The organism is Arsenophonus sp. aPb, assembly GCF_029873475.1.
GTDB lineage: Bacteria > Pseudomonadota > Gammaproteobacteria > Enterobacterales > Enterobacteriaceae > Arsenophonus.
The window spans coordinates 1,180,147-1,206,249 of sequence record NZ_CP123499.1; the positions used below are offsets into that span (position 1 = coordinate 1,180,147).

At 38.3% G+C, this 26,103-nt stretch carries 20 protein-coding genes; 18 read left to right on the plus strand and 2 right to left on the minus strand.

From position 1 onward, the window contains the following. The first annotated feature begins 115 nt into the window (after window positions 1-115). From serC to kdsB, 11 genes are all read left to right on the plus strand, one after another. Window positions 116-1,204: a 3-phosphoserine/phosphohydroxythreonine transaminase gene (gene serC, locus QE177_RS05220; protein WP_280551728.1), complete on the plus strand. Its 1,089-nt coding sequence runs from the start codon at window positions 116-118 to the stop codon at window positions 1,202-1,204. 113 nt (window positions 1,205-1,317) lie between these two features. Then, on the plus strand, window positions 1,318-2,601 hold the full coding sequence (gene aroA, locus QE177_RS05225; protein ID WP_280551729.1) for a 3-phosphoshikimate 1-carboxyvinyltransferase: 1,284 nt from the start codon (window positions 1,318-1,320) through the stop codon (window positions 2,599-2,601). Window positions 2,602-2,777: 176 nt separating this feature from the next. Beyond that, window positions 2,778-3,464 (plus strand): (d)CMP kinase, encoded by a 687-nt coding sequence (gene cmk, locus QE177_RS05230; RefSeq protein ID WP_280551730.1) that lies wholly within the window; start codon window positions 2,778-2,780, stop codon window positions 3,462-3,464. Between the two features lie 168 nt (window positions 3,465-3,632). Further along, window positions 3,633-5,306: a 30S ribosomal protein S1 gene (rpsA, locus tag QE177_RS05235; protein ID WP_280552219.1), complete on the plus strand. Its 1,674-nt coding sequence runs from the start codon at window positions 3,633-3,635 to the stop codon at window positions 5,304-5,306. Window positions 5,307-5,368: 62 nt separating this feature from the next. Beyond that, window positions 5,369-5,653 (plus strand): integration host factor subunit beta, encoded by a 285-nt coding sequence (gene ihfB, locus QE177_RS05240; RefSeq protein ID WP_280551731.1) that lies wholly within the window; start codon window positions 5,369-5,371, stop codon window positions 5,651-5,653. A 350-nt stretch (window positions 5,654-6,003) separates the two neighbouring features. Beyond that, window positions 6,004-8,304, plus strand: a complete 2,301-nt coding sequence (locus tag QE177_RS05245; protein WP_280551733.1) for a DNA internalization-related competence protein ComEC/Rec2 — start codon at window positions 6,004-6,006, stop codon at window positions 8,302-8,304. A 55-nt stretch (window positions 8,305-8,359) separates the two neighbouring features. After that, a complete protein-coding gene (gene msbA, locus QE177_RS05250) occupies window positions 8,360-10,105 on the plus strand; it encodes a lipid A ABC transporter ATP-binding protein/permease MsbA (protein WP_280552220.1) in 1,746 nt (581 codons plus the stop codon). Continuing rightward, window positions 10,105-11,097: a tetraacyldisaccharide 4'-kinase gene (lpxK, locus tag QE177_RS05255; RefSeq protein WP_280551734.1), complete on the plus strand. Its 993-nt coding sequence runs from the start codon at window positions 10,105-10,107 to the stop codon at window positions 11,095-11,097. The genes msbA and lpxK overlap by 1 nt, the downstream gene beginning before the upstream one ends. A 366-nt stretch (window positions 11,098-11,463) precedes the next feature. Continuing rightward, window positions 11,464-11,685, plus strand: a complete 222-nt coding sequence (locus tag QE177_RS05260) for a cold shock domain-containing protein (protein ID WP_280551736.1) — start codon at window positions 11,464-11,466, stop codon at window positions 11,683-11,685. A 127-nt stretch (window positions 11,686-11,812) separates the two neighbouring features. Next, entirely contained in the window at window positions 11,813-11,992 is a 180-nt protein-coding gene (locus QE177_RS05265) for a Trm112 family protein (RefSeq protein WP_280551737.1), read from the plus strand. 1 nt (window position 11,993) lies between these two features. After that, window positions 11,994-12,743, plus strand: a complete 750-nt coding sequence (kdsB, locus tag QE177_RS05270; RefSeq protein ID WP_280551739.1) for a 3-deoxy-manno-octulosonate cytidylyltransferase — start codon at window positions 11,994-11,996, stop codon at window positions 12,741-12,743. A 32-nt stretch (window positions 12,744-12,775) separates the two neighbouring features. Here the strand turns inward: kdsB and elyC are convergent, their stop codons facing one another. Beyond that, the gene (gene elyC, locus QE177_RS05275) at window positions 12,776-13,582 is read right to left on the minus strand and encodes an envelope biogenesis factor ElyC (protein WP_280551740.1); all 807 of its coding nucleotides are present in this window, start codon (window positions 13,580-13,582) and stop codon (window positions 12,776-12,778) included. Window positions 13,583-13,781: 199 nt separating this feature from the next. On the opposite strand from elyC, the gene cmoM reads away from it, so the two are divergent. The 7 genes from cmoM to QE177_RS05310 all read left to right on the plus strand — a co-directional run bounded on the left by cmoM (window position 13,782) and on the right by QE177_RS05310 (window position 24,740). Next, on the plus strand, window positions 13,782-14,558 hold the full coding sequence (gene cmoM, locus QE177_RS05280) for a tRNA uridine 5-oxyacetic acid(34) methyltransferase CmoM (RefSeq protein WP_280551742.1): 777 nt from the start codon (window positions 13,782-13,784) through the stop codon (window positions 14,556-14,558). A gap of 11 nt (window positions 14,559-14,569) precedes the next feature. Beyond that, on the plus strand, window positions 14,570-15,892 hold the full coding sequence (gene mukF / locus QE177_RS05285) for a chromosome partition protein MukF (protein WP_280551743.1): 1,323 nt from the start codon (window positions 14,570-14,572) through the stop codon (window positions 15,890-15,892). Next, on the plus strand, window positions 15,873-16,580 hold the full coding sequence (gene mukE, locus QE177_RS05290; protein WP_280551745.1) for a chromosome partition protein MukE: 708 nt from the start codon (window positions 15,873-15,875) through the stop codon (window positions 16,578-16,580). Before mukF ends, mukE begins: the two co-directional genes overlap by 20 nt. A gap of 2 nt (window positions 16,581-16,582) precedes the next feature. Further along, entirely contained in the window at window positions 16,583-21,031 is a 4,449-nt protein-coding gene (gene mukB, locus QE177_RS05295) for a chromosome partition protein MukB (RefSeq protein ID WP_280551747.1), read from the plus strand. A gap of 384 nt (window positions 21,032-21,415) precedes the next feature. After that, complete coding sequence (ldtD, locus tag QE177_RS05300; protein ID WP_280551749.1) at window positions 21,416-23,110, plus strand: L,D-transpeptidase; 1,695 nt, start codon at window positions 21,416-21,418, stop codon at window positions 23,108-23,110. 398 nt (window positions 23,111-23,508) lie between these two features. Beyond that, window positions 23,509-24,057: a YcbK family protein gene (locus QE177_RS05305; RefSeq protein WP_280551750.1), complete on the plus strand. Its 549-nt coding sequence runs from the start codon at window positions 23,509-23,511 to the stop codon at window positions 24,055-24,057. A gap of 50 nt (window positions 24,058-24,107) precedes the next feature. Beyond that, a complete protein-coding gene (locus QE177_RS05310) occupies window positions 24,108-24,740 on the plus strand; it encodes an MBL fold metallo-hydrolase (RefSeq protein WP_280551752.1) in 633 nt (210 codons plus the stop codon). Window positions 24,741-24,839: 99 nt separating this feature from the next. On the opposite strand, the gene QE177_RS05315 is transcribed toward QE177_RS05310, so the two are convergent. Continuing rightward, a complete protein-coding gene (locus QE177_RS05315) occupies window positions 24,840-26,030 on the minus strand; it encodes an amino acid aminotransferase (RefSeq protein ID WP_280551754.1) in 1,191 nt (396 codons plus the stop codon). Window positions 26,031-26,103 lie beyond the last annotated feature (73 nt).

Consider the following 26,103-nt stretch of genomic DNA (forward strand, 5'->3'; position numbering starts at 1 on the left):
ATATTTTATTTATGCAATTAAAAATTAAATGATTGCAGCTGTTTTACGGTAATGTTAAAACCTAACCAGAGATTAAATAAAAGTAAAAGTTTAATTAGGTCAATAAGGGTGGGTGATGAGTCAGATATATAATTTTAGTGCTGGTCCGGCCATGTTACCAGTAGACGTTTTGCGCTGTGCGCAGCAAGATCTTTGTAATTGGAACAGTATGGGTGTTTCGGTGATGGAAATAAGCCATCGCAGTGAAGCATTTATGGAGATTGTTAGACAAGCTGAATACAATCTACGTGAACTACTCAAAATACCTGATAATTATAAAATTCTTTTTTGTCATGGTGGTGCCAGAGGCCAATTTGCTGCCTTGCCATTAAATTTATTTCAGGCTGATGAAACTGTTGACTACATTGTTGGTGGTTATTGGGCAAAATCTGCTGCGCAAGAGGCAGCAAAATATTGTACCGTTAATGAGATTGATATTCGGCTTGAAAAATCAGCTTATTTGAGCATGCAACCGATGGAAGAATGGTCATTAACGACCAATGCCAAATATCTGCATTATTGCCCCAATGAGACAATTGACGGTATTGCTATCCACACACTACCTGATTTTGCCGCCGATAAAATCGTGATTGCTGATTACTCCTCAGCGATCTTATCGCAACCACTCGATGTGAGCCGATTTGGGGTTATTTATGCTGGGGCGCAAAAAAATATTGGTCCAGCCGGTATCACATTGGTTATCATACGGGAAGATTTATTAGGCCAAGCGAGAAAAACAACGCCTTCTATCCTTGATTACACAATCTTGGCTAAAAATGACTCAATGTACAATACACCACCAACTTTTGCCTGGTATCTATCGGGTATGGTGTTTAAATGGTTAAAACAGCAGGGTGGGTTACAAGAAATAGCAAGACGTAATCAAGAAAAGGCCCGCTTACTGTATGATGTTATAGATAACAGCCAGTTTTATATTAATCGAGTCGATCCAGTTAATCGTTCGCTAATGAATGTTCCATTCCAAATGATAAAACCTAACTTAGATAGTAAATTTATCCAAGCGGCAGAGCAGCAAGGACTGCTTTTTCTGAAAGGGCATAAAGCAGCGGGCGGAATGCGTGCTTCAATTTATAATGCGATGCCCTTGGCTGGAGTGCAGAAACTAGTTGATTTTATGATTGATTTTGAACAGCGGAATAAATAAATTAAATAATCCTTTATGGTTAGATTGGTAACGATACCGTCTAACCCTATCAAATGAATATAAATGTGATGTAAATAATATATCCAACTTTGTTATTGGAGAGTCTACTGTTAATGCAAACCCTAACCATACCACCCATTTCTTACATTGAAGGTACTATCAATCTCCCTGGCTCGAAAAGTATTTCTAACCGGGTACTATTGTTAGCTGCATTAGCACAAGGCCAAACTGTAATAACTAATCTTCTTGCTAGTGATGATATTCGTTATATGCTTAATGCTCTGACAGCATTGGGGATTGAATATCAATTATCTCAAGATCTTACTACCTGTATTGTAAAAGGCAGTGGACATTATTTTAGCCATCAACAAGGTTTAGAAATTTTTCTCGGTAATGCAGGTACCGCTATGCGCCCTCTAAGTGCGGTTTTAGCGTTGGCGGACAATGATATTGTCTTAACCGGCGAGCCTAGAATGAAAGAGCGACCTATTGGTCATCTGATTGATGCACTACAGCAAGGCGGAGCAATTATTGACTATCTTGAACAGCCTGGTTATCCGCCGATAAGAATAAAAGGTGGTTTTCAAGGTGGGAGTATCACGGTAGAGGGACATGTCTCTAGCCAATTTTTAACCGCACTTTTAATGGCCGCACCATTGGCGCCTAATGATACGACGATTCAGATCAAAGGCGAGCTTGTTTCTAAGCCTTATATTGACATTACTCTTGCACTGATGCGTAGTTTTGGCGTTGAGGTGGACAATCAGCACTATTGTCAATTTCATATTAAAGCCGGACAACAATATATTTCACCAGGCAATTATCTCGTTGAGGGCGATGCCTCCTCGGCCTCCTATTTTTTAGCTGCCGCAGCCATCAAAGGTGGTACCGTTAGGGTAACGGGTATCGGCAAAGATAGCTTGCAAGGCGATACCCAATTTGCTGCGGTACTTGAAAAAATGGGCGCCAAAATACGTTGGAGAAAAGATTTTATTGAATGTCAACGGGGTGAGTTAATTGGTATTGATATGGATATGAATGCGATCCCAGATGCTGCGATGACGGTTGCTACTTTAGCACTGTTTGCGCAAGGTGAAACGATTATTCGTAATATTTATAACTGGCGGGTGAAAGAAACTGACAGATTAACAGCGATGGCAACCGAATTAGCAAAAGTTGGTGCTAAAGTAGAAGAAGGACGTGACTATATACGTATTTTACCGCCTCAATTATTGCAGCATGCTGAAATAGAAACTTACAATGATCATCGTATGGCGATGTGTTTTTCACTGGTCGCTTTGTCAGATAGCCCGGTTACTATTTTGGATCCCAATTGTACCGCTAAGACTTTTCCAGACTATTTTAATCAGCTAGAAAAATTAAGTTATCGCGACTAGCATGTATCAGCAACATAGCATAATACTGAACGACGAGTATTATGCTTATTAGGCTAAATCTGGTCTAAACATCTCTTTGTTTTCCTTAATAGAATGAATTGAGTATAATAGGGTACTTATTAGCCTGATAGAGCGTATTTGCTGAAAATGCAATTCTATCAAAAAGGAGGAGTATAATGGTGGTTTTACCTCCCGTTATCACAGTTGATGGTCCAAGTGGCGCAGGTAAAGGTACATTATGTCAGGCATTGGCAAATAAGCTGGGTTGGCAGTTACTTGATTCTGGCGCTATTTACCGTGTTCTGGCTTTAGCAGCATTACATCATCATGTTGATATTCATTCTGAAGAAGCATTAGTTCCATTAGCTGCGAATCTTGATGTCCGTTTCGAACCAAGAGAAAAAGAATTAGCAGTTATGCTTGAGGGGGAGGATGTTAGTAATGAAATTCGTAGTGAAGTTGTTGGTAATACGGCATCTCTTACCGCAACTTTTCCTCGAGTGAGAGAAGCATTATTACGTCGGCAAAGGGCATTCCGCACTAAACCGGGTCTGATTGCTGATGGTCGTGACATGGGTACGGTGGTTTTTCCAGACGCACCGGTAAAGATTTTTCTCGATGCCACACCGGAAGAGCGTGCTCGTAGGCGGCTGCAACAGTTGCAGGACAAAGGCTTTGATGTTAAATTAAGCGATCTTTTAGTTGATATTAAAGAGCGTGATTATCGTGATCGTAATAGGCTGATTGCGCCTTTGGTGCCTGCAAAAGATGCGTTGATTCTGGATTCAACAAAGTTATCTATTGAAGGAGTCATCAAGCAGGCACTTGCTTATGTGAAAAAAAAGCAAATATTATCTATATAATATGCTCAATATTGACATATAATAAGTGAATACACCTTTTTGGTGTAGCTGAATTTTTGTTCAGTTAAGTAAAGCTTTGTAACAAGGAGTGTTGCGAGGTATGTAAAATAACCCCATTTGGCAGGATGTTGAATGGAAGTTAAAATTAAAATTTTTGAAGATCTTACTATGACAGAATCTTTTGCTCAACTCTTTGAAGAATCTTTACAGAGTATCGAAACCCGTCCAGGGGCTATTGTTCGTGGTGTTGTTGTTGCTATCGACAAAGATGTCGTGTTAGTTGATGCCGGTCTGAAATCAGAATCAGCGATCCCAGTAGAACAATTTAAAAATGTGCAAGGTGAGCTAGAAATTCAGGTTGGTGACGAAATTGATGTTGCTTTAGACGCAGTAGAAGATGGTTTCGGTGAAACTATTCTGTCTCGCGAAAAAGCGAAACGCCATGAAGCTTGGTTGATGCTAGAAAAAGCCTATGAAGATGCCGAAACAGTTATGGGTATTATCAATGGCAAAGTGAAAGGTGGTTTCACAGTAGAATTAAAAGGTATTCGTGCATTTTTACCCGGTTCCCTGGTTGATGTTCGCCCAGTTCGTGACACAACTCACCTGGAAGGTAAAGAGCTTGAGTTCAAAGTTATCAAACTGGATCAGAAACGCAATAATGTTGTTGTTTCCCGTCGTGCTGTTATTGAGTCTGAAAGCAGTGCAGAACGTGATCACTTACTGGAAAACCTGCAGGAAGGCATGGAAGTTAAGGGGATTGTTAAGAACTTAACTGACTATGGTGCATTCGTTGATCTGGGCGGTGTTGATGGCTTACTACACATTACTGACATGGCTTGGAAACGTGTTAAACACCCAAGTGAAATTGTTAATGTTGGTGATGAAATCAATGTTAAAGTATTGAAGTTTGATCGTGATCGTACACGTGTCTCTTTAGGCCTGAAACAGCTTGGCGAAGATCCTTGGGTAGCTATTGCTAAGCGTTATCCAGAAGGTACTAAACTGACAGGAAAAGTCACTAATCTTACTGATTATGGTTGCTTTGTTGAAATTGAGGAAGGTGTTGAAGGTTTAGTACACGTTTCCGAAATGGATTGGACTAATAAAAATATCCATCCATCTAAAGTTGTTAATGTGGGTGATGTTGTTGAAGTTATGGTGCTGGATATTGACGAAGAGCGTCGTCGTATCTCCTTAGGTTTGAAACAGTGTAAACCAAATCCATGGCAGCAATTTGCAGAAACGCACAATAAGAATGATCGTGTAGAAGGTAAAATAAAATCGATTACTGATTTTGGTATCTTCATCGGTTTAGAAGGTGGTATTGATGGCTTAGTTCATCTGTCTGATATTTCTTGGAATGTTGCAGGTGAAGAAGCGGTTCGTGAATACAAAAAAGGCGATGAAATTGCTGCTGTTGTATTACAAGTTGACGCTGAACGCGAACGTATTTCTTTGGGTATTAAACAGTTAGCGGAAGATCCATTTAATAACTATCTGTCTGCTCATAAGAAAGGTGTAATCGTTACCGGTAAAGTAGTTGCTGTTGATGCCAAAGGTGCAACGATTGAGTTGGCTGCGGGTGTTGAAGGCCACTTACGTGCATCAGAAGCTTCACGTGATCGTGTGGAAGATACGACTCAAGTATTGAACGTTGGTGATACAGTTGAAGCCAAATATACTGGCGTTGATCGTAAAAACCGTATCATTACCTTGTCTGTTCGTGCAAAAGATGAAGCAGATGAAAAAGATGCTATTGCTTCTGTAAACAAACAGGAAGATAGCAATTTTGCAAATAATGCTATGGCTGAAGCGTTCAAAGCAGCGAAAGGCGAATAAATTAAGTTAATCATAGGGCAACATTTTGTTGCCTCGTAACGGTAGTTTAGGGGGGAGGTACTATGACCAGGTCTGAATTAATTGAAAGACTTATTAACCAATTAGCTCATATACCAGCAAAACTTATTGAAGAAGCTGTGAAAGAAATGCTTGATCATATGGTAATAACACTTGCTAAGGGAGAGCGTATTGAGATCCGCGGATTCGGCAGTTTTTCTCTTCATTACCGTGCACCGCGCATCGGTCGTAATCCGAAAACGGGTGACAAAGTTGATTTGAAAGGAAAACATGTTCCTCACTTCAAGCCTGGTAAAGAATTACGTGATCGCGTTAATATTTATGCATAAAAATTAACAGATTTAATTTGTTTATTCTATTAAAATGGCGTCTTAATTAAGACGCCATTTTTATTGTCATAGTCGATTTTTCCCATACAAAATTTTCCATTATTAAAGCCCTCTCTTGATTGTTTCAAAGGCTTATTTTTTAATTTATTAAAAATAATAATAAAATTTTATAATCAAAAAATAAATTTTCTTCACAAAAACTAGTTGGGAATCATCTCGCAAAAAAATGAAAATAGTAAAAAAGAAATAAATATTTTTTCGGCTTTTCATGGGCAATGTCATTTATCTTTTTGAATTATATTAATAATATGACTAATTTCCTGATATTGATTTAGTCAGGAAAGCGCTACATGAAAAAAATGTTAGCTAATATAAATAGGGTTCAGATAAATATTAATTCAGCATCAGTAGCGGTTATATTAGGATTATTACCTTTACTCTTTTTAGCACAATTACCCAATAAATCACTCCAATTGTGCTTGTCTGTTATATTCTGTTTATTTTGGTTTATTCCATTCTATTTGACTAAATTTGTTGCTATTTTAGGTATAAGCTTTTTGTGGGGATGCTGGCAGGGATATTATTTATTAGAAAAAATGAAATTATTTAGCCAACAACAACAACGCTATGTAGCCGTTATTGAAGATAGTTTAGTGAATAAAGACAATCATAACCGCATAAAAGTAAGGTTGCTAATCAATAATAATAAACAATCATTTCCTATATTGTATGCTTATATTCAGTTTAAGCCTAACGCTCTGTCAAAAAATAATTTTTTTTGTGCCGGGCAAACACTCATTTTTTCTGGGCAATTAAAACCTGTTCATAGCTTATTAAATGAAGGTGGATTTGATTTTCAACGATATGCAATAAATCAACGTTTACTAGGTACGTTTAAAGTTCAAAACTTTACTATATTGAATAAACATTGTTCCTTAAGACAACAGATAATTGCAATGTCGGCTAATGTGATCAGTAAATATCATAATCAAGCAGTAATTTATGCCTTAATGTTTGGTGAACGCGGATTATTAGACTCGGTACTTAGGCAGCAATTACAACAAACAGGTATCGCGCATTTAATGGCTATCTCTGGTTTACATATTGGCATGGCTTACTTTTTTGGTTTTTGGCTATCTCGTTTAGTACAGTTTTTATTACCTACTTATTTTATAGAGCCTCGTATTCCAATGTTAGTGGGATGGTGCTTTGCTTTAGGTTATGCCTGGTTATCTGGTTGGGCGATACCTGCAATGCGAGCTATATTTGCCTTGTCGTTATGGCTTTATATTCGTCAACAAAATTTTGTCTGTTTTCCCTGGCAGTGGGCATTATGGAGTATCACTTTAATTTTAGTCGTTGAGCCTTTAGCAATACTGGCTGATAGTTTTTGGCTCTCAAGTTTTGCGGTTGCGGCATTAATATTTTGGTTTTCATTTGTTAAATTGAGTGTCCAGTTTAAACATAGGTGGCTTGATTGGTTAGCTAAATTGGTTCATTTACAACTTGGCATGCTGATCTTGTTAATTCCTATTCAATTGATTTTATTTCAAGGTGTTAATATTGCTAGTTTTTGGGCTAATTTATGGGCAGTACCAATTATTTCATTTATAACCATACCGCTAATTATGCTTTCATATATTTGTATTTTTTGGCACACAGTTCAAAATTTATTATTCGATATAATTGATAAAAGCATTAGTTTAGTACTATGGCTCCTACCTCATATTGAACGTTATTGGCTTGATACGGGCCATCTGCCAATTATCATAACCGGGGTTAGTTGGCTTATTATCTTATGTTGGCAATTTGGTTGGTTTGTCCAGTATAAGTTGCTGATAACATTATTAATCTATTGGTCAATAGCAACCCTAAAACGAAATGATTTAGTGCTTTGGCGATTAATTATGTTAGATGTAGGGCATGGATTAGCGATTGTTATTGAGCAACAGGGAAAAGTGTTAATTTATGACACGGGTATGTCATGGAAGAAAAACAGTATCGCTAATAGTACTATTTTGCCTTATTTACGATATCATCGTTTAACACCAGAAGGCGTTATACTTAGTCATAATCATATTGATCACACTGGTGGGATAGCTAGTTTATTAGTAACCTATCCTGGATTAATGATCAGAAGTCATTTTGATAAAGAAAATCACTTTCCTTGCCATCGAGGTATTTATTGGCAATGGCAGAAATTACATTTTGAAGTATTATGGCCACTAGTCGATCAAAAAGAATCACATAATAATGAATCGTGTGTAGTAAAAATTAGTGATGGCTATCATTCGGTTATTTTATCTGGCGATATTGAAAAAGCAGCGGAAAAGGAACTGGTGCGTTTAGCAATAGCAAATTTGCCGGCTAATTTATTACAAGTTCCTCATCATGGTAGCAATACTTCGTCAACGATGGCGTTTATTCAAGCAATTAAACCGCAATATGCACTGACTTCTGTTGCTCATTATAGCCGTTGGCGTTTACCTTCTGATAAAGTACGACAACGATATGTGAATCTGGGTGTAAATTGGTTAAATACGGCGGAATCAGGGCAAATTATAGCGCAGTTTTATTCTGATAAAATTGAAATAATGCGTTATAGGCAGGAGCTTTATCCTCGTTGGTATCATCAGCAATTTGGTATTTAGACATTTCCCGAGTAGAATAAAAGGCTTATTTTTATAGGTATTTAATAAGACAATGATAATGAATGATAAAGATCTTTCCACATGGCAAACATTTCGCCGACTATGGCCAATGATTTTGCCATTTAAACTGGGATTAAGTGTAGCTGCTGTTGCGTTAATCATTAACGCTGCAGGCGATGCATTCATGATCTCCTTATTAAAACCGTTGCTTGATGAAGGTTTCGGCAAAGCGGATAACACCACACTAAAATGGTTACCCATTGCTATATTGGGGCTAATGCTGATAAGAGGGATATCGAGTTTTATCTCCAATTATTGTATTGCGTGGGTTTCTGGTAAAGTTGTCATGAATATGCGTAGGCGTTTGTTTGGCCATATGATGGGGATGCCGGTTGCTTTTTTTGATCAACAGTCGACAGGAACCTTACTTTCTCGTATCACTTATGATTCTGAACAAGTTGCCTCATCTTCTTCTAGCGCTTTAATCACTATTGTTCGAGAAAGTGCCTATATTATCGGTCTATTTGGGCTGATGTTTTATTATAGTTGGCAACTTTCACTAATATTAATTGTAATTGCTCCTATTGTCGCATTAACCATCCGCTCGGTTTCAAAACACTTTAGGAATATTAGTAAAAGTATGCAAACCGGCATGGGGCAAGTAACAGCTAGCGCAGAACAGATGTTAAAAGGTCATAAGGAAGTTTTGATTTTTGGTGGACAAAAAGTTGAAACTGAGCGTTTTAGCAAAGTGAGTAATCATATGCGTCGGCAAACGATGAAAATGGTAACTGCATCTTCGATTTCTGATCCTATCATCCAACTAATTGCCTCTCTAGCTTTAGCATTCACGCTTTATGTTGCGAGCTTTCCTGAAGTAATGCAAACATTGACCGCAGGAACTATCGGTGTTGTTTTTTCATCCATGTTTGCATTAATGCGCCCATTAAAGTCATTAACAAATGTTAATGCACAATTTCAACGAGGTATGGCTGCTTGCCAAACATTGTTTAGCATTTTAGATATGGAGCAGGAAAAAGACGAGGGTAAATTAACCTTAAAAAAAGCTAAAGGTAAAATAGAATTTAAACATGTTACCTTTAAGTATCCCACAAAAGATCATCCTGCATTACAAGATATCTGTTTTAAAATTCCGGCTGGAAAATCTATTGCTTTAGTCGGACGATCCGGTTCAGGAAAATCGACTATTGCCAATCTAATTACCCGTTTTTATGAGGTTAACGAAGGTCAAATACTGCTTGATGATCGTGATTTACGTGAATATACCTTAACCTCTTTACGTAACCAAGTCGCACTCGTATCGCAGCATGTCTATCTTTTTAACGATACCATTGCAAATAATATTGCTTATGCAACCGATGGTCGTTTTAGTCGAAAGGCGATCGAAAAAGCTGCTAAAGCTGCTTATGCAATGGACTTTATTGAAAAACTGGATAATGGACTAGATACGGTTATTGGCGAAAATGGTGTAATGCTTTCTGGCGGGCAGCGACAGAGAATTGCCATTGCGCGTGCTTTATTACATAACTCATCTATATTAATTCTTGATGAAGCTACATCTGCACTTGATACTGAGTCAGAGAGAGCCATTCAAGCAGCATTGGATGAATTACAGAAAAATCGGACTTCTATTATTATTGCCCATCGTCTTTCAACGATAGAAAATGCAGATGAAATTTTGGTCATTCAGGAAGGCCAAATTATTGAACGAGGCAACCATCAAACTTTACTTAAGTGTGATGGTGCATATGCTCAACTTTATAATATGCAATTTAAATAATGATTGAAAAAATCTGGTCAGGTCGCTCGTGGCTATCTCTTTTGCTACTGCCGCTGTCGATATTATATGGCATGATTATTGGTTTAAGACGCCTTTGCTATTATTTGGCAATTTTGCCTCGTTGGAAAGCACCGATACCTATTATTGTTGTGGGTAATTTGACGGTTGGCGGTAATGGTAAAACACCCGTTGTCATTTGGTTAGTTGAGCAGCTTTTATCACGAGGCTATCGTGTTGGCGTTGTATCCCGTGGATATGGGGGTAAAGCAACTTCTTATCCGTTATTAGTTAATAAAAATATATCAATAAAGGAAAGTGGCGATGAACCCGCTTTAATTTATCGGCGAACTGGTGTGCCAGTGGCGGTTGCCCCTAAACGAGTAGCAGCAGTTAAAATGCTACTCAGGCAACAAGACCTGGATGTTATTATTACTGATGACGGTCTTCAACATTATGCACTGCAAAGGGATTTTGAGATTGTTGTTATTGATGGTATCCGTCGTTTCGGTAATGGTTGCTTGCTGCCGGCAGGTCCATTACGTGAGTGTCAACATCGTTTGAATAGTGTTAATGCTGTTATTATTAATGGTGGCATCGCTAAGCAGGGAGAGATTGCTATGCAGTTAACAGGCGATATTGCTATCAATATGTTGACCGGTAAAAAAAGATCAGTCTGTGAATTGGGGCAACTTGTTGCAATTGCAGGAATTGGTCACCCAGCACGTTTTTTTTCAAGCCTTGAGCAAAAAGGGGTGCCATTAATTGCCACACATGCTTTTTCTGATCACCAGTGCTATGAATTTTCTACACTTTCATCATTAGTGACTGATCATCAAACATTATTAATGACAGAAAAGGACGCAGTGAAATGTTTTCATTTTGCTCAATTAAATTGGTGGTATCTGCCGGTAAATGCTAAGCTTTCACAACCTGGCGCAGGAAAAATTCTTTCGGCCATCAATGAATTAGCAGAGCTTAGTAAAATTGCTTGAAATGATAACATTATCATGTTATTTATAAGTCAAATCTAGTTAGGAATGTAGTGACATCATTTCAAGAATACCACGCCAGCTATTATTTCATTAAGACAAAATCCTTTGCTTTTATTCAGTATCAAGTTTGATTGATAAATTTTAGTAATGAATAATTTGGTTTATTGTAATGTTGTTTGCCATTTAAATGAATCCTAGATAACAATAGACACTAATGCGTTAGTGTTTTTTTAGTATAATAATACTACTCTGACATTAAGGGTATTTGGTAAAAAAATGGGGTTTCTATCGAAAGCTTAATAAAAGAGTAGGGAGCATTAGGGGAAAATAAAATTTTGTCTCCTAGTGAACAAAAGGAGTTTTATTATGACATTTCAATTACAAATGGGTCGCGTAAAATGGTTTGATGTAAAAGAGGGATATGGATTTATCTCTCCTGTCAATGGCGGTCAAGATATCTATGTTAATCGTCGAGCTATTGCGAACACCAAAAATAAGTGGCTTAAAGAAGGCCAGTGTGTTGAGTTTTCAGTTACGCGTAACGCTTATGGTATTGCGGCCGCCGATGTTATCGCTTATGAATTTTAAACCACGATCCGCTGCCAATTTGTCAAAAAATTGACAAATACTTATTAGGGCAGAGATTAAAGTTAACGGTGATGCATGCTTGTGCTATCCTGGTTTCATCTAAAATTATGTTTTTGATGGGGAATGTATGGATCACCGCCTACTTGATATTATTGCTTGTCCTATTTGTCATGGCAAACTAATCTATGATAAACAAAATCTAGAGCTTATCTGTAAATTTGATCATCTTGCTTATCCTGTGCGCAATAACATACCTGTTCTATTAAGAGATGAAGCTCGTGAGCTGCCTTTAGATGAAGAAAAGTAACATGTTCACAGTCATTATTCCGGCGCGTTTTGCTTCTAAGCGCTTACCGGGCAAGCCGTTAACTGATATTCATGGAAAACCTATGATTATTAGGGTAATGGAAAGAGCGCTAATGTCAGATGCGACGCGTGTTATTGTGGCGACTGATCATCAGGCTGTATTTGATGTGGTTAAAGCAGCCAATGGTGAAGTCTGTATGACTGATCCAGCCCATCAATCAGGTACTGAACGATTGGCGGAAGTTATTGAAAAATATAAATTTTCTGATGAAGAAATTATTATTAATGTCCAAGGTGATGAACCTTTAATCCCACCAGAAATAATTAATCAGTTAGCTAACAATCTAATGCTAAATAACGTCGGTATGGCAACCTTAGCCACGGCCATCAACAACCCAGATGACGTATTTGATCCGGCTATAGTAAAAGTAGTGACGGATAAACAGAGTAATGCCTTATATTTTTCCAGAGCAGCTATTCCGTGGGAACGTGATCGCTTTGCAGTTAGCAAAATGGAGATTGGGCAGCACTTTTTACGTCATATCGGTATTTATGCTTATCGGGCTGGTTTTATTCGTCGTTATATTCAATGGCCGATTAGTCCGTTAGAGATGATTGAAATGCTTGAGCAGTTGCGTGTACTGTGGTACGGCGAAAAAATTCATGTTGCCCTAGCAGTTAAAACACCAGGGCCTGGAGTAGATAATCAGCAGGATCTTGATGCTGTTCGGAAAGCTTTTATTTCTGTTTAAAATTATACGGCTGTTAGCAATTATGCTACGGTTTATCCCGCTACCTTAGAACTATGTATTAGAGGTTGAGTCTTGTTAATTTTTATTGCTTGCCATTGTGAACCAATAAATTCATACCAAGCGCGTTCTGAATGGGAAAAATAGTAAGCAGAAGGAAAAATTCTTTCCCAGGGCTGTAATGGTGAGGTAATGGCAAGTTGATTGGCTGGTGCGGTGATGGGGTGCATATTTCTAGCAAGAAAGAAACGTTCAGCGCGAGCCATATGATTAGCTGAAGTTACCAATAGAAAAGGTTGTTTGCCAACGATTTTTTCCACTTCCACGGCTTCTTCTTCTGTATCTCTAGGTTCAGTTAAGGTAATTAAATCTTTGTCAGGTACACCTAATGATAATGCGACTTTTGCTGCCACTTCAGCATTACTGATCATATTATTACCGCGACCGCCTGTAAAAATTAATTTAGCACCGGAATGTTGAAGATAGAGGCGAATTCCTTCCGTCACTCTTGCTAGGCTATTATTAATAAGGTTAGCGCTGGGTGGCCAATCAGGGTTATAAGTAAATCCGCCTCCAAGTACTACGATATATTGGATTGTTTGTTTAGGGTGTAATAGTTCATAGCGTTTATTAAAGGGACCTTCCGTTGATAGTAGCAATTTGTCGGCAATAGGCTGTATGCCAAGTAATAACAGTGCCAACCAACTAAAAGAGATTAAACATTTGCCGCTTTTTTGCCAGTGAGTAAACCAAAGTAGTAATAATCCGATAAAACTTATTAAAATGATGAGAGGTAATGGCATTAGAAGCGCACCAAGATATTTTTTCAATATATACAACATATTTCAACCCTAGTTAATGAATTTATAGAGCGTATGGTATATTCAATCATATAGATACTAGTTTAATGAATTGTTAATATAAAAATTATTTTCAACAAAGATTGCTATTATTTTTTATTATCTAACTGTTGGTTAATAGGTATTTTTTATCAGCAATGGCGATTAAGTTTTATAATAGTTGTTATCGAGGTATTTTTTCATGGTAGATCGCAATTTTGATGACATTGCAGATAAGTTTACACAGAATATTTATGGCACAACTAAGGGAAAAATACGCGAAGCGGTTATGTGGCAGGATCTAAACACTCTGCTTAATTTATTACCCAGTAAGCCGTTAAAAATATTGGACGCCGGTGGAGGAGAAGGCCTTTTTGCTTGCAAATTGGCTGCGATGGGACATCAAGTTATTGTTTGTGACATTTCGGCAGCCATGCTTGAACGCGCCAGATTGTTGGCTGATGAAAAAAAAGTAAGCCAGAACATGCAATTTATTCACGCTTCTTTTCAGGATATTGCCCAATCTTTAACAGCAACGGGAGCCATTGATTTAGTATTGTTTCATGCAGTGATTGAATGGATCCATGAACAAAAATCGGCAATAAAAACCCTAGCGGATATAATTAACCCAGGTGGCGCATTTTCTATCATGTTTTATAATGCGAATGGGTTGGTGATGAGAAATGCTGTATTGGGTAACTTTCATTTAGCGACACCTAATATTCAGCGTCGCCGCAAACGTTCACTTACCCCCCTAAATCCGTTATTACCAGAAACAGTATATCAATGGTTAGAAGAATTTGACTTTAAAATAGTTGGTAAAACAGGTGTACGGGTTTTTCATGATTATCTACAAAACCGTCAGTTACAAAATAAAGATTTTCCGGCGTTGCTTGCTTTGGAGCAGCGCTATTGTCGACAACAACCCTATATTAATCTGGGGCGCTATATTCATGTTATGGCATGCAAGTCTATGTGAAAGGATGAATTATGAGTGAATTTTCCCAGACTGTGCCGGAATTGGTATCCTGGGCGCGGAAAAATGATTTTTCTATATCATTACCTGCTGAGCGTTTGGCTTTTTTATTGGCTGTTGCTGTCCTTAATAGCGAGCGGCTTGATGGCGAAATGAGTGAAGGTGAATTAATTGATGCTTTTCGTGAAGTTAGTAAAGGATTCGAGCAGACCGCTGAGACCGTTACTGCCAGAGCAAATAATGCAATTAACGATATGGTACGACAGAAATTATTTAATCGTTTTTCTAGTGAAATCATTGAAGGTAATGCGATTTATCGTTTAACGCCACTCGGTATAGGGATCAGTGATTATTATATTCGCCAGCGGGAATTTTCTTCCCTACGTTTATCGATGCAACTTTCGATTGTAGCGGGTGAATTAAGTCGAGCGGCAGATGCGGCAGAAGAAGGGGGAGATGAATTTCATTGGCATCGCCATGTCTTTGCGCCATTAAAATATTCAGTAGCAGAAATTTTTGACAGTATTGATATGTCGCAGCGTGTGATGGATGAACAGCAAAATAGTGTAAAGGAAGATATCTCCGCATTACTTAGTCAGGATTGGCAAGCAGCGATTGCCAATTGTGAACAACTATTAACAGAAACTTCAGGCACATTACGTGAATTACAAGACACGCTGGAAGCAGCGGGTGATAAATTGCAGACCAATTTGTTACGTATCCAAGAGGCTAATATGAATGGAGGTGGTTCAGAATTGGTTGATAAGCTAGTATTTGATCTACAAAGTAAGCTTGATCGAATTATTAGTTGGGGTCAGCAATCAATTGATCTCTGGATTGGTTATGATCGCCATGTGCATAAATTTATTCGTACTGCCATTGATATGGATAAAAACAGAATATTCTCGCAGCGCTTACGTCTATCGGTGCAAAATTATTTTGCCGATCCTTGGGCATTAACGGTAGCTAATGCTGAACGATTATTTGATGTGCGTGATGAAGATCTGGTATTGAGTAATGAAGAAGTGACGGGTGAGTTACCAGCTGAACTGGAATATGAAGAATTTAATGAGATTAATGAACAACTGATTGAAATGATGGAGCAGGCATTAGCGGGTTATAAGAAAGATCAGCATCCACTTGATATTGGTTTAATTTTGCGTGATTACTTGACTAAATATCCACAGAAACGGCATTTTGATGTGGCGCGTATTATTGTCGATCAGGCAGTTAAATTAGGTATAGCAGAAGCAGATTTCTCAGGTATCCATCCTGAATGGTTAGCGATTAATGATTACGGAGCCAAGGTACAGGCACATGTCATCGACAAATATTGAACAATTTATGCCAGTAAAATTGGCACAAGCTTTAGTCAGCTCTCTTTTCCCTGAATTGGATAGCCAGCTTCGAGCCGGGCGTCATATTGGCATTGATGATCTGGATAATCACGCCTTTTTGATGGATTTTGAACAGGAATTAACCGCTTTTTATGCTCGCTATAATGTTGAGTTGATCCGCGCGCCAGAAGGTTTTTTCTATTTACGGCCACGTTCGACCACATTGATTCCTCGCTCAGTTTTATCTGAATTAGATATGATGGTTGGCAAAATTCTTTGTTATCTTTATTTAAGTCCGGAAAGACTCTCTAATCAGGGCATTTTTACAGCGCAGGAACTGTTTGAAGAGCTATTATCCCTAGCGGATGAAAGCAAACTACTTAAGTTTGTTAATCAGCGCTCGACAGGTACCGATTTGGATAAACAAAAATTACAAGAAAAGCTGCGCACTTCGCTTAATCGTCTACGCCGATTAGGAATGGTTCATTTTTTACAAAATGACAGTCAGCGTTTTATGATCACCGAATCTGTTTTTCGTTTCGGTGCTGATGTCCGTAGTGGCGATGATCCACGACAAGCCCAATTACGCATGATCCGTGATGGCGAAGCGATGTCGTTAAAAGATAACTTAGCGTTAACCGATAACGAAAGTAATGATAGTGAAGAAGATGAAGCGGAGGATGAATAGCTATGTTAGAACGAGGCAAGTTTCGCTCACTCACGCTCATCAATTGGAACGGCTTTTTTGCCAGAACGTTTGATTTGGATGAGTTAGTAACGACGCTATCTGGTGGTAATGGTGCCGGCAAATCGACCACTATGGCGGCATTTATTACCGCCATGATCCCTGATTTAACCTTATTGCATTTTCGTAATACCACCGAAGCGGGTGCCACTTCAGCATCGCGGGATAAAGGGTTGCATGGAAAATTACGTCCAGGGGTTTGTTATTCAATTTTGGACGTAATCAATTCTCGCCATCAACGTATTTTAGTCGGTGTTCGCTTACAACAAATTGCTGGTCGTGATAAAAAAGTTGATATAAAACCTTTCATAATTCACGGATTACCTACTGCAATGTTACCAACGCATATCTTGACTGAGCAAGTTGAAGAGCGTCAAGCGCGCGTGATTGGTTTAAGTGATTTAAAAGATCAAGTGGATGCAATTGAAGGTGTGCAGTTTAAACAATTTAATTCAATCACTGATTATCATGCCCAATTATTTGATCTGGGTATTATTCCTAAACGATTGAGATCATCGAGTGACAGGAGCAAATTTTATCGCTTAATTGAAGCTTCTTTATACGGTGGAATTTCTAGCGCCATTACGCGTTCATTACGTGATTATCTTTTGCCGGAGAATAGTGGTGTTCGAAAAGCCTTTCAGGATATGGAAGCAGCTTTGCGGGAAAATAGATTAACCCTTGAAGCGATCCGAGTCACTCAGTCTGATCGTGATTTGTTTAGACGGTTAATTAATGAAGCAACAGATTACGTTTCTGCTGATTATATGCGTCATGCTAATGAACGCCGAGTGCATCTAGATAGTGCACTTGCTGTTCGGACTGAATTATTTGATGGCCGTAAACAACTGATTGCTGCCCAGACCCGTCATGTTGAAATGGTACGTGAGCTGGATGAACAAAATGGTTCTTCGTTAGATTTAGAGGCTGATTTTCAGGCAGCTAGCGATCATTTGGGGCTTGTACAAGCAGCAGTACGCCAGCAGGAAAAAATTGATCGCTATCAGGCCGATATTGAAGAGATTACTTATCGTCTAGAAGAACAAACTGAAGTTGTTGCGCAAGCAGTTGAGCAGCAAACCGAGCTTGAAGCCAACGTTGAGGCGGCTGAATTAGAAGTTGATGAGATAAAAAGTCAACTGGCTGATTACCAGCAAGCGTTAGATGTTCAGCAGACGCGTGCCATCCAATATCAAAAAGCCCAGCAAGCGCTGGAACGAGCCAAGAAAATTTGCCAATTGGCTAAACTAACGCCAAATAATGTCGAGCAATTTTTAACAAATTTTGAGCAAAAAGAGCAACAGCATACCGAAAAATTGCTAGCACTGGCACAGAAAATTAGTGTGATTGATGCGGCCACTAACCAATTTGACCAAGCTTATAGCATAGTTAAAAATATCGTCGGTGAGGTAAAACGAGATAAGGCTTATCAAAAAGCGCGTGAACTATTGCGCGACTGGGCTTCCCAGCAACATCTTGCCCAGCGCATTGGGCCGCTACAATTGCAATTAGCTGAACTGGAGCAAAAACTGAATAGTCGGCAGGATGCTGAACGTATTTTAGCTGAATTTTGTCAATATTCTGAACAACAATATCAACCAGATGAACTGATAACATTACTGGAAGAATTAGAAGCACAGCAAGAAGAACTTAGTGTTTCTGTTAACGAAAGTAGTGAGCATCGCATGTTAATGCGGCAAGAGCTTGGGCAGATCAAACAGCAAATTCAGACGTTAACCCAAAAAGCACCTATTTGGCTGGCGGCACAAGATGCGCTTAATCAATTAACCGCACAGGCTAATGATAGTTTTAGCCATAGTCATGAAATTACCGAGCATCTACAGCAATTATTAGAACAAGAACGTGAAATTACCGTTGAACGTGATGAAGTTGCCAGTCAAAAGCGTGAATTAGAGCAACAGATAACCCACCTTAGTCAACCGAGCGGCGCTGATGATAATCGCTTACTTGGCGTGGCTGAACGGCTTGGAGGGGTTTTGTTATCAGAAATTTATGATGATATTACTATCGATGATGCGCCCTATTTTTCAGCGCTCTATGGTCCAGCCAGACATGGCATTGTGGTTCCTGAACTAGCAAAAATTCACCCACAATTGAGTGAATTGATAGCCGAATGTCCAGATGATGTCTATTTTATTGAAGGCGATCCGCAATCTTTTGATGATAGTGTATTTAATGCGGAAGAATTTGACCAGGCAGTATTAGTTCGATCTACAGAGCGTCAATGGCGTTTTTCTCGTTATCCTGAAGTCCCCTTATTTGGTCGGGCAGCGCGTGAAAATCAACTGGAAATGTTGAACCAACAGAGAGATAGCTTAGCTGAGCGCTATGCAACTCTCTCTTTTGATATGCAGAAATTACAACGAGCTCATCATGCATTTAGTGGTTTTATTGGCAAACATCTGGCGGTGGTTTTTGACGCCGATCCAGAAGCTGAGATTCGTTCCTTAAACCAACGTAAAAATGAACTAGAGCGCCAGTTAGCACAATTTGAAGATCAGACACAACAACAAAAAAAGCAACATACTGCTATCAAAGCGCGATTATCCAGTTTGAACCGCTTGTTGCCACAAGTTAATTTGCTAATGGATGAAACGCTAGTGGATCGTATTGAAGAGATCCGTGCAGCGCTTGCAGAGGCCGAAGAAGCGGGGCACTTTTTGCATAAATATGCAAAATCTTTGGCAAAGCTAGAACCGATAGCTAATGTCTTGCAAAGCGATCCTGAACAACATGAGCAATTGCGTAATGAATATGAACAAGTCAAACAGTTACAGCAACAATCGAAACAGCAAACGTTCGCTTTAATTGAAGTTTTACAACGTCGAGCACATTTTAGTTATAGCGACTCGACCGAAATGCTGACAGAAGATACTGATTTAAATAATAAACTCCGACAGCGTTTAGAACAGGCTGAAAAAGAGCGTAGTCAGACACGAGAACAACTAAGGCAGCAACAAAGTAAAACCGCGCAATTTAATCAACTATTAGCTTCATTGCGTAGCTCTTTTGAAACTAAGCAGGATATGCTAAGAGAATTAGAGGCTGAAATAAAAGCGATTGGCGTTCAAGCAGATAGTAATGCAGAAAAACGGGCGCGTGAACGCCGAGACCAACTTTATGCAGCAGTAAATGCTAATCGCTCGCGCATCAATCAATTGGAAAAACAGATCGCATTTTGTGAAGCTGAAATGGACAATTGGCAGAAAAAATTACGTAAATTAGAGCGGGACTATTACCAACTGCGCGAGCAGGTCGTATCAGGTAAATCCGGTTGGTGTGCTGTTATGCAAATGGTCAGGGACAACGGTGTTGAACGTCGTTTACATCGGCGTGAATTAGCTTATATGGATGGCGATAGTTTACGTTCAATGTCAGATAAAGCGCTAGGCGCGCTGAGACAAGCGGTCGCTGATAATGAACATTTACGGGATGCATTGCGTGCCTCTGAAGATCTTAAACGGCCTGAACGCAAAATAGCGTTTTTTATTGCGGTTTATCAACACTTACGTGAACGTATTCGACAAGATATTATTCGCACTGATGATCCAGTTGATGCTATTGAACAGATGGAAATTGAATTAGCGCGTTTAACAGAAGAACTGACCGCCCGTGAACAAAAATTAGCCATCAGTGCTAAGAGTGTGGCAAATATTATCCGTAAAACAATTCATCGTGAGCAAAACCGGATTCGCATGCTTAACCAAGGGCTACAGTCCGTTGCTTTTGGACAGGTAAATGGGGTTCGACTTAATGTTAATATTCGACAAAGCCATGAATCATTACTTGATGTTTTGTCAGAAGAGCACGAACATCACCAGGATCTGTTTAAAAATAAAAGTCTGACCTTTTCTGAAGCGATGGCAAAACTTTATCAACGTTTAAACCCTCAGCTAGATATTGGGCAACGCCTGCCACAAACTATTGGCGAAGAGTTACTCGATTATCGTAATTATCTGGAATTGGATGTTGAAGTTAATCGTGGTTCGGAAGGTTGGCTTAAAGCAGAAAGCGGAGCGCTATCGACGGGCGAAGCAATTGGTACAGGCATGTCAATTTTGGTGATGGTGGTACAAAGTTGGGAAGAAGAATCACAACGATTAAGAGGTAAAGATATTTTACCATGTAGGTTCTTATTCCTAGATGAAGCGGCTCGATTGGATGCTAAATCGATTGCAACCCTGTTTGAACTCTGTGAACGATTAAAAATGCAATTAATTATTGCTGCGCCTGAAAATATCAGTCCAGAAAAAGGGACGACTTATAAGCTGGTACGGAAGGTATTTGGCCAACAAGAGCATGTGCATGTTGTTGGTTTAAAAGGTTTTGGCCAAGAGGATGAGCAGTTAAAAATATCATCTGCTGTCACTTAAATTCAAGTCGGAAAAAATTATTTTTATATTTTAATAACCGCTATTTCATGATAGCGGTTTTTTTATAAAAGGTTTGTTTTAAAAGTAAATTAAGTATTGCAATTGAAAATAAAGTGATCGAAGATTATATTTTAAATATAGCGGATTGGTAATTTAATTTTTTAATAAGTATTAAATCTAAAATTTATGGGATTTTATTTTAAATGAAAATTTACTTCGTCAATACAAGTTTAAATTAATTTATAAACATGATTATTTTTTAAATATAAAAATTATTTATTTTTGTATCAAATAAAAGACAACAAATTAGTTAATTTTAACCTGCTAAAGATAAATTTTTTACTCTGCTATTAGAACAATAAAAATGAAATAAAAGGTGATATTATGGCGAATAAAAGAGTGAACACTTTGCGTGCTTCACTAATATGCTGTGTAATATTAGCAATAACACCAGCATATGCTGAGTTGGCGCAAATAGACACGATCACAAATACCCAAGTCCCTTTAACAAATTTGGTTTCTGAGCAGAAAAATATAACTGCGCCAGAGATACTAAAAAGCCGTCAGCAACTACAAGGCTGGTTATCACCTGGTACTAATTTAGTCTATATGGACAGGTTAGCGAAGCTCTATGCTGAAAATAATATGCAACCTTTATGGGATGATGAACCTGCGGTATTAGAATTTAAACAGCAATTAGCAGAATTAGCCCTGGCTGGTTTTCAGCCTCAGTTTGGTAAATGGCTATCGTTATTAGTAAAAAATAAACAACTCAATCAGATGGAACGAGATGTTATTTTGTCAGATGCGATGTTAGGTTATTTATATTTTATATGTAATGTAAAATATAATGGCAAAGATTGGTTATATCAAAAAACACCTTTTCAACTCCGCGAGCCAACGATTGGCGGTGTTTCTCAGTGGCAAACTGCAATTAATTCTAAACAATTAGCCAGTTGGATCAAAACATTAGCGCCACAACACGCCTCATATTTACCAATGAGAACGAAAATGTTGGCTTATTTAGCAGATCAACAAATATGGCCAAAAATAAATACGGTGAGTCTATTAAAGCCAGGGCAAACAAGCAATGATCTTGTTTCTTTAAGTGAAATTTTAACGCGCAATGGGTTATTAACGCAGGATGCCGATACGGATGAAAATAGTCGTAATTATGGTGGGTTATTAGTTGATGCGGTTAAACAATTTCAGCGAATGTATGGATTAGAGCCGGATGGTATTATTGGTAACGCAACATTAAAATGGCTAAATACTTCACCTACCGATCGTGCTGGTTTACTGGCGATTAATATTCAGCGTTTAAGAATTATTCCTAATGAAGGTGGATCTGGCATCTTAGTTAATATTCCAGCTTATACTTTACATTTTTACTTAAATAATCAACTGATTATAGATTCTAAAGTCATTGTGGGTCGCCCTGATCGTAAAACCCCGATAATGAGCAGTGAACTTAATAGTGTTGTTATTAATCCACCTTGGAATGTCCCTACCAGCATGGTTCGTAAAGATATTTTGCCTCAAGCCAGAAGGGATCCGGGCTATTTTGCTCGCCGAGGTTTTACGGTTTTATCCGGATGGGAGCGTAATGCCTATCCTATTGATCCTTACTCGATTAATTGGAATGCCATCTCATCTTCCTCCTTTCCCTATCGTGTACGCCAGGCACCAGGTCCAGCCAATGCCCTAGGCCGCTATAAATTCAACATGCCCAGTTCTGACGCAATTTACTTACATGATACCCCTAACCATAGTTTATTTAATCGGCAAAATCGTTCAATTAGCTCTGGTTGTGTGAGAGTGAATAAGGCATCAGTTTTAGCATCAATTTTACTTGCGCGTGCCAGTTGGGATCAAAAGCGTATTGATGGTGCACTTCAACTAGGTGAGACACGTTATATTAATATTCCGGGTAGAATACCTATTTATCTTTATTATCAAACTGCCTGGGTTGATAACAAGAATATCGCTAATTTTCGCGATGACATCTATGGCTATGACAATGTTATTTATGGTGCGATGAATTATTTAAATGAAATAAAAACCACACTTAACGAATAAATAAAAATAGTATAAAAGAGGCAAAAACCTCTTTTATATTAAATTTCAATCACAGATTATTTTTTACCTATTTAGTATAAATGCATAAATATCGCTCTTAATGGTAAAATATGCTTTTTTCAAGATAACTGACGAAACGTTGCTTTCTAACAAAATTGATTGATTATTAGCCTAATTTAAGCATGATTTGTATAAATATTGAACAATTTGATGTGTTTATTGCAATAATAGATTATAATAATGTTATTTGTATTTATAATTAATATGTATTAGTTGTGATATTCTATAGCGTTATATGGATATTTTTTACATAATTATACAAAAGTAGTGAAATAAATTCGGTATAATTATCGTACATATTGATTATTATTTTTTCTTTTTATTTGAGTTAAGTGGCTATGGACAATATTGATCAGAATCGACGAAAATGGCTAGGTTATGGCGCGATAACACTGGGTTTTAGCTTATTACCTAGCCATGCCTTTGCGGCATTAACCACCCCGCGACCCAAAATTTTGCGCTTTGAAAATCTGCATACTGGTGAATTTCTCAAGACTGAGTTTTTTGATGGTCGCCGTTATAATAACGCTGAATTGAGCAGATTGAATCACTTATTCCGTGATCATCGTAATAATAAAATTAAAACTATTGATCCGAAATTATTTGATCAGATTTATTTGTTACAAATGTTAATGGGAACCAATAAACCTGTTCAACTCGTTTCTGGTTATCGTTCTGTCGAAACCAATAATGCACTGCGACGTAAAAGTAGTGGGGTGGCTAAAAATAGCTATCATACCCATGGTCGAGCAATGGATTTCCATATTAAAGGAATCGAACTTAGCCATATCCGTAAAGCAGCATTAAAGATGCGAGCGGGTGGAGTAGGCTATTATCCTAATAGTAATTTTGTACATATTGATACAGGACCGGTCAGAAAATGGTAATCTATTAGATATTAAATAAATTTTTATTTAAATAATGGATTTACAACTATATGAAATTCAAAATTATTCCTGTAACCGATTTTATGCAGAATTGTACGCTAATTTGGGATGAAAAGAGCTTAGATGCCGTTATTGTTGATCCTGGTGGTGAAGCAGCAAAATTAATTGCTGAAATTGAAAAGCGTTCATTAAATTTACACTATATCTTGTTAACTCATGGTCATTTTGATCACATAGGTGCCTGTGCTGAGATAGCAGCACATTTTTCGGTGCCCATTTATGGCCCGCAAAAAGAAGATGAATTTTTGATCAAAGGATTGGCAGTGCAAAGCCAAATGTTTGGTGTCGCACAATGTCCAGACTTTACGCCTGATCGCTACTTGCAAGAAGGAGATGAAATTCGTTTTGCTGATATAAAACTGTCTGTTTTACATTGCCCAGGGCATACTCCTGGACATATTATCTTTGTTAATCATGCCGATAAGCTAATTTCGATGGGAGATGTACTTTTCCAGGGCAGCGTTGGGCGCACTGATTTTCCGCAAGGTGATCATGCAACATTAATCGATTCAATTAAAACAAAAATTTTGCCCCTCGGTGATGATTATCAATTTATTCCTGGTCATGGAGCAATGTCTAATTTGGCTGCTGAGCGACAATTTAATCCCTTCTTACAAGACTAGTTTTATCCAGATACGATAAATTTGATGTTAGCTGTGATAATAAAAAACCGATTAGGGCATTGGCCTAATCGGTGTCTATCTGAATTAAAAGGTGTTTTTTTACAATACGTCAATGATAGCTTTACATAAAGGAACCATATTCTCTAACGTTAAGCCAGCCACATTAATTCGACCTGAACTAATTGCATAAATTGCATGCTTTTCACGTAGCTGAGTTACCTGTTCTTCATTAAGCCCACTAAAAGAGAACATGCCGTTTTGTTTGCTAATAAAACTAAAATCTTGCTTAGCGCCTTTTTCTTGTAAGGTATTTACAAATAATTGTCGCATCCGTTGGATGCGTTGCCTCATAGTTGTTAGCTCTTCGATCCACTCTTTCTTTAGTAATTCATCAGATAAAATGGTAGTAACAATAGCTGCACCGTGGGCGGGGGGATTAGAGTAGTTTGCGCGAATAATCGATTTTATTTGACTAAACGCTCGCTCGGCTTGCTCGCTATTATTGGCAATAATTGTACAGGCACCAACCCGCTCATTATATAAACCAAAATTTTTCGAGTAGGAGCTGGCAATGATAATTTCTGGATTTTTGTTGGTAAAAATACGTAAACCTTGTGCATCTTCATCCAGGCCTTTTGCAAAGCCCTGATAGGCAAAATCAAAAACCGGTAGTAAGTTTTTCTCTGCTGCCAGCGTAGAGAGTATTTCCCACTGTTCTGGCGTTGGATCGATACCGGTAGGATTATGACAGCAACCATGTAGTAATAGGACATCACCCGGCTTCGCATCTTCTAAGCTAGTTAACATGCCAGCAAAGTCTAGATTATGCTGATTAGCATCATAGTAATGGTAATAACAGCTTGTCAGGCCGGCCGCTTTAAATATATTTTCGTGATTTGGCCAAGTTGGCTGGCTTATCCAGACGCGTTGGGCAGAGGTCTGTTTAGCAATAAATTCAGCCGCAATACGCAATGCACCGGTTCCGCCTGGTGCCTGTGACGTGCGGGCGCGGTTTTCGGCGATAATCGGATGGTTGTTGCCGAAAAGTAATGCTTGAGTAACGGTGGCAAATTCTGCTATCCCACTAATAGCAAGATAATTTTTAGTCACTTCCTGCTCTAACAGATATTTTTCTGCTTTTTTGACGGAAGTAAGAATGGGGGTTTTCCCTGACTCATCCTTGTAAACACCAATACCTAAATTGATTTTTTGTTTACGCGGATCAGCATTAAAACTCTCTGCTAAACCTAAAATAGGATCCGCAGGAGCCGCAATAATATTTTCCAACATATTTATAATTCCAATAACTCAATTGTGATTTGGTAATCGAGGGATCTCAGGTTAACGCGATGAAAATGATTTG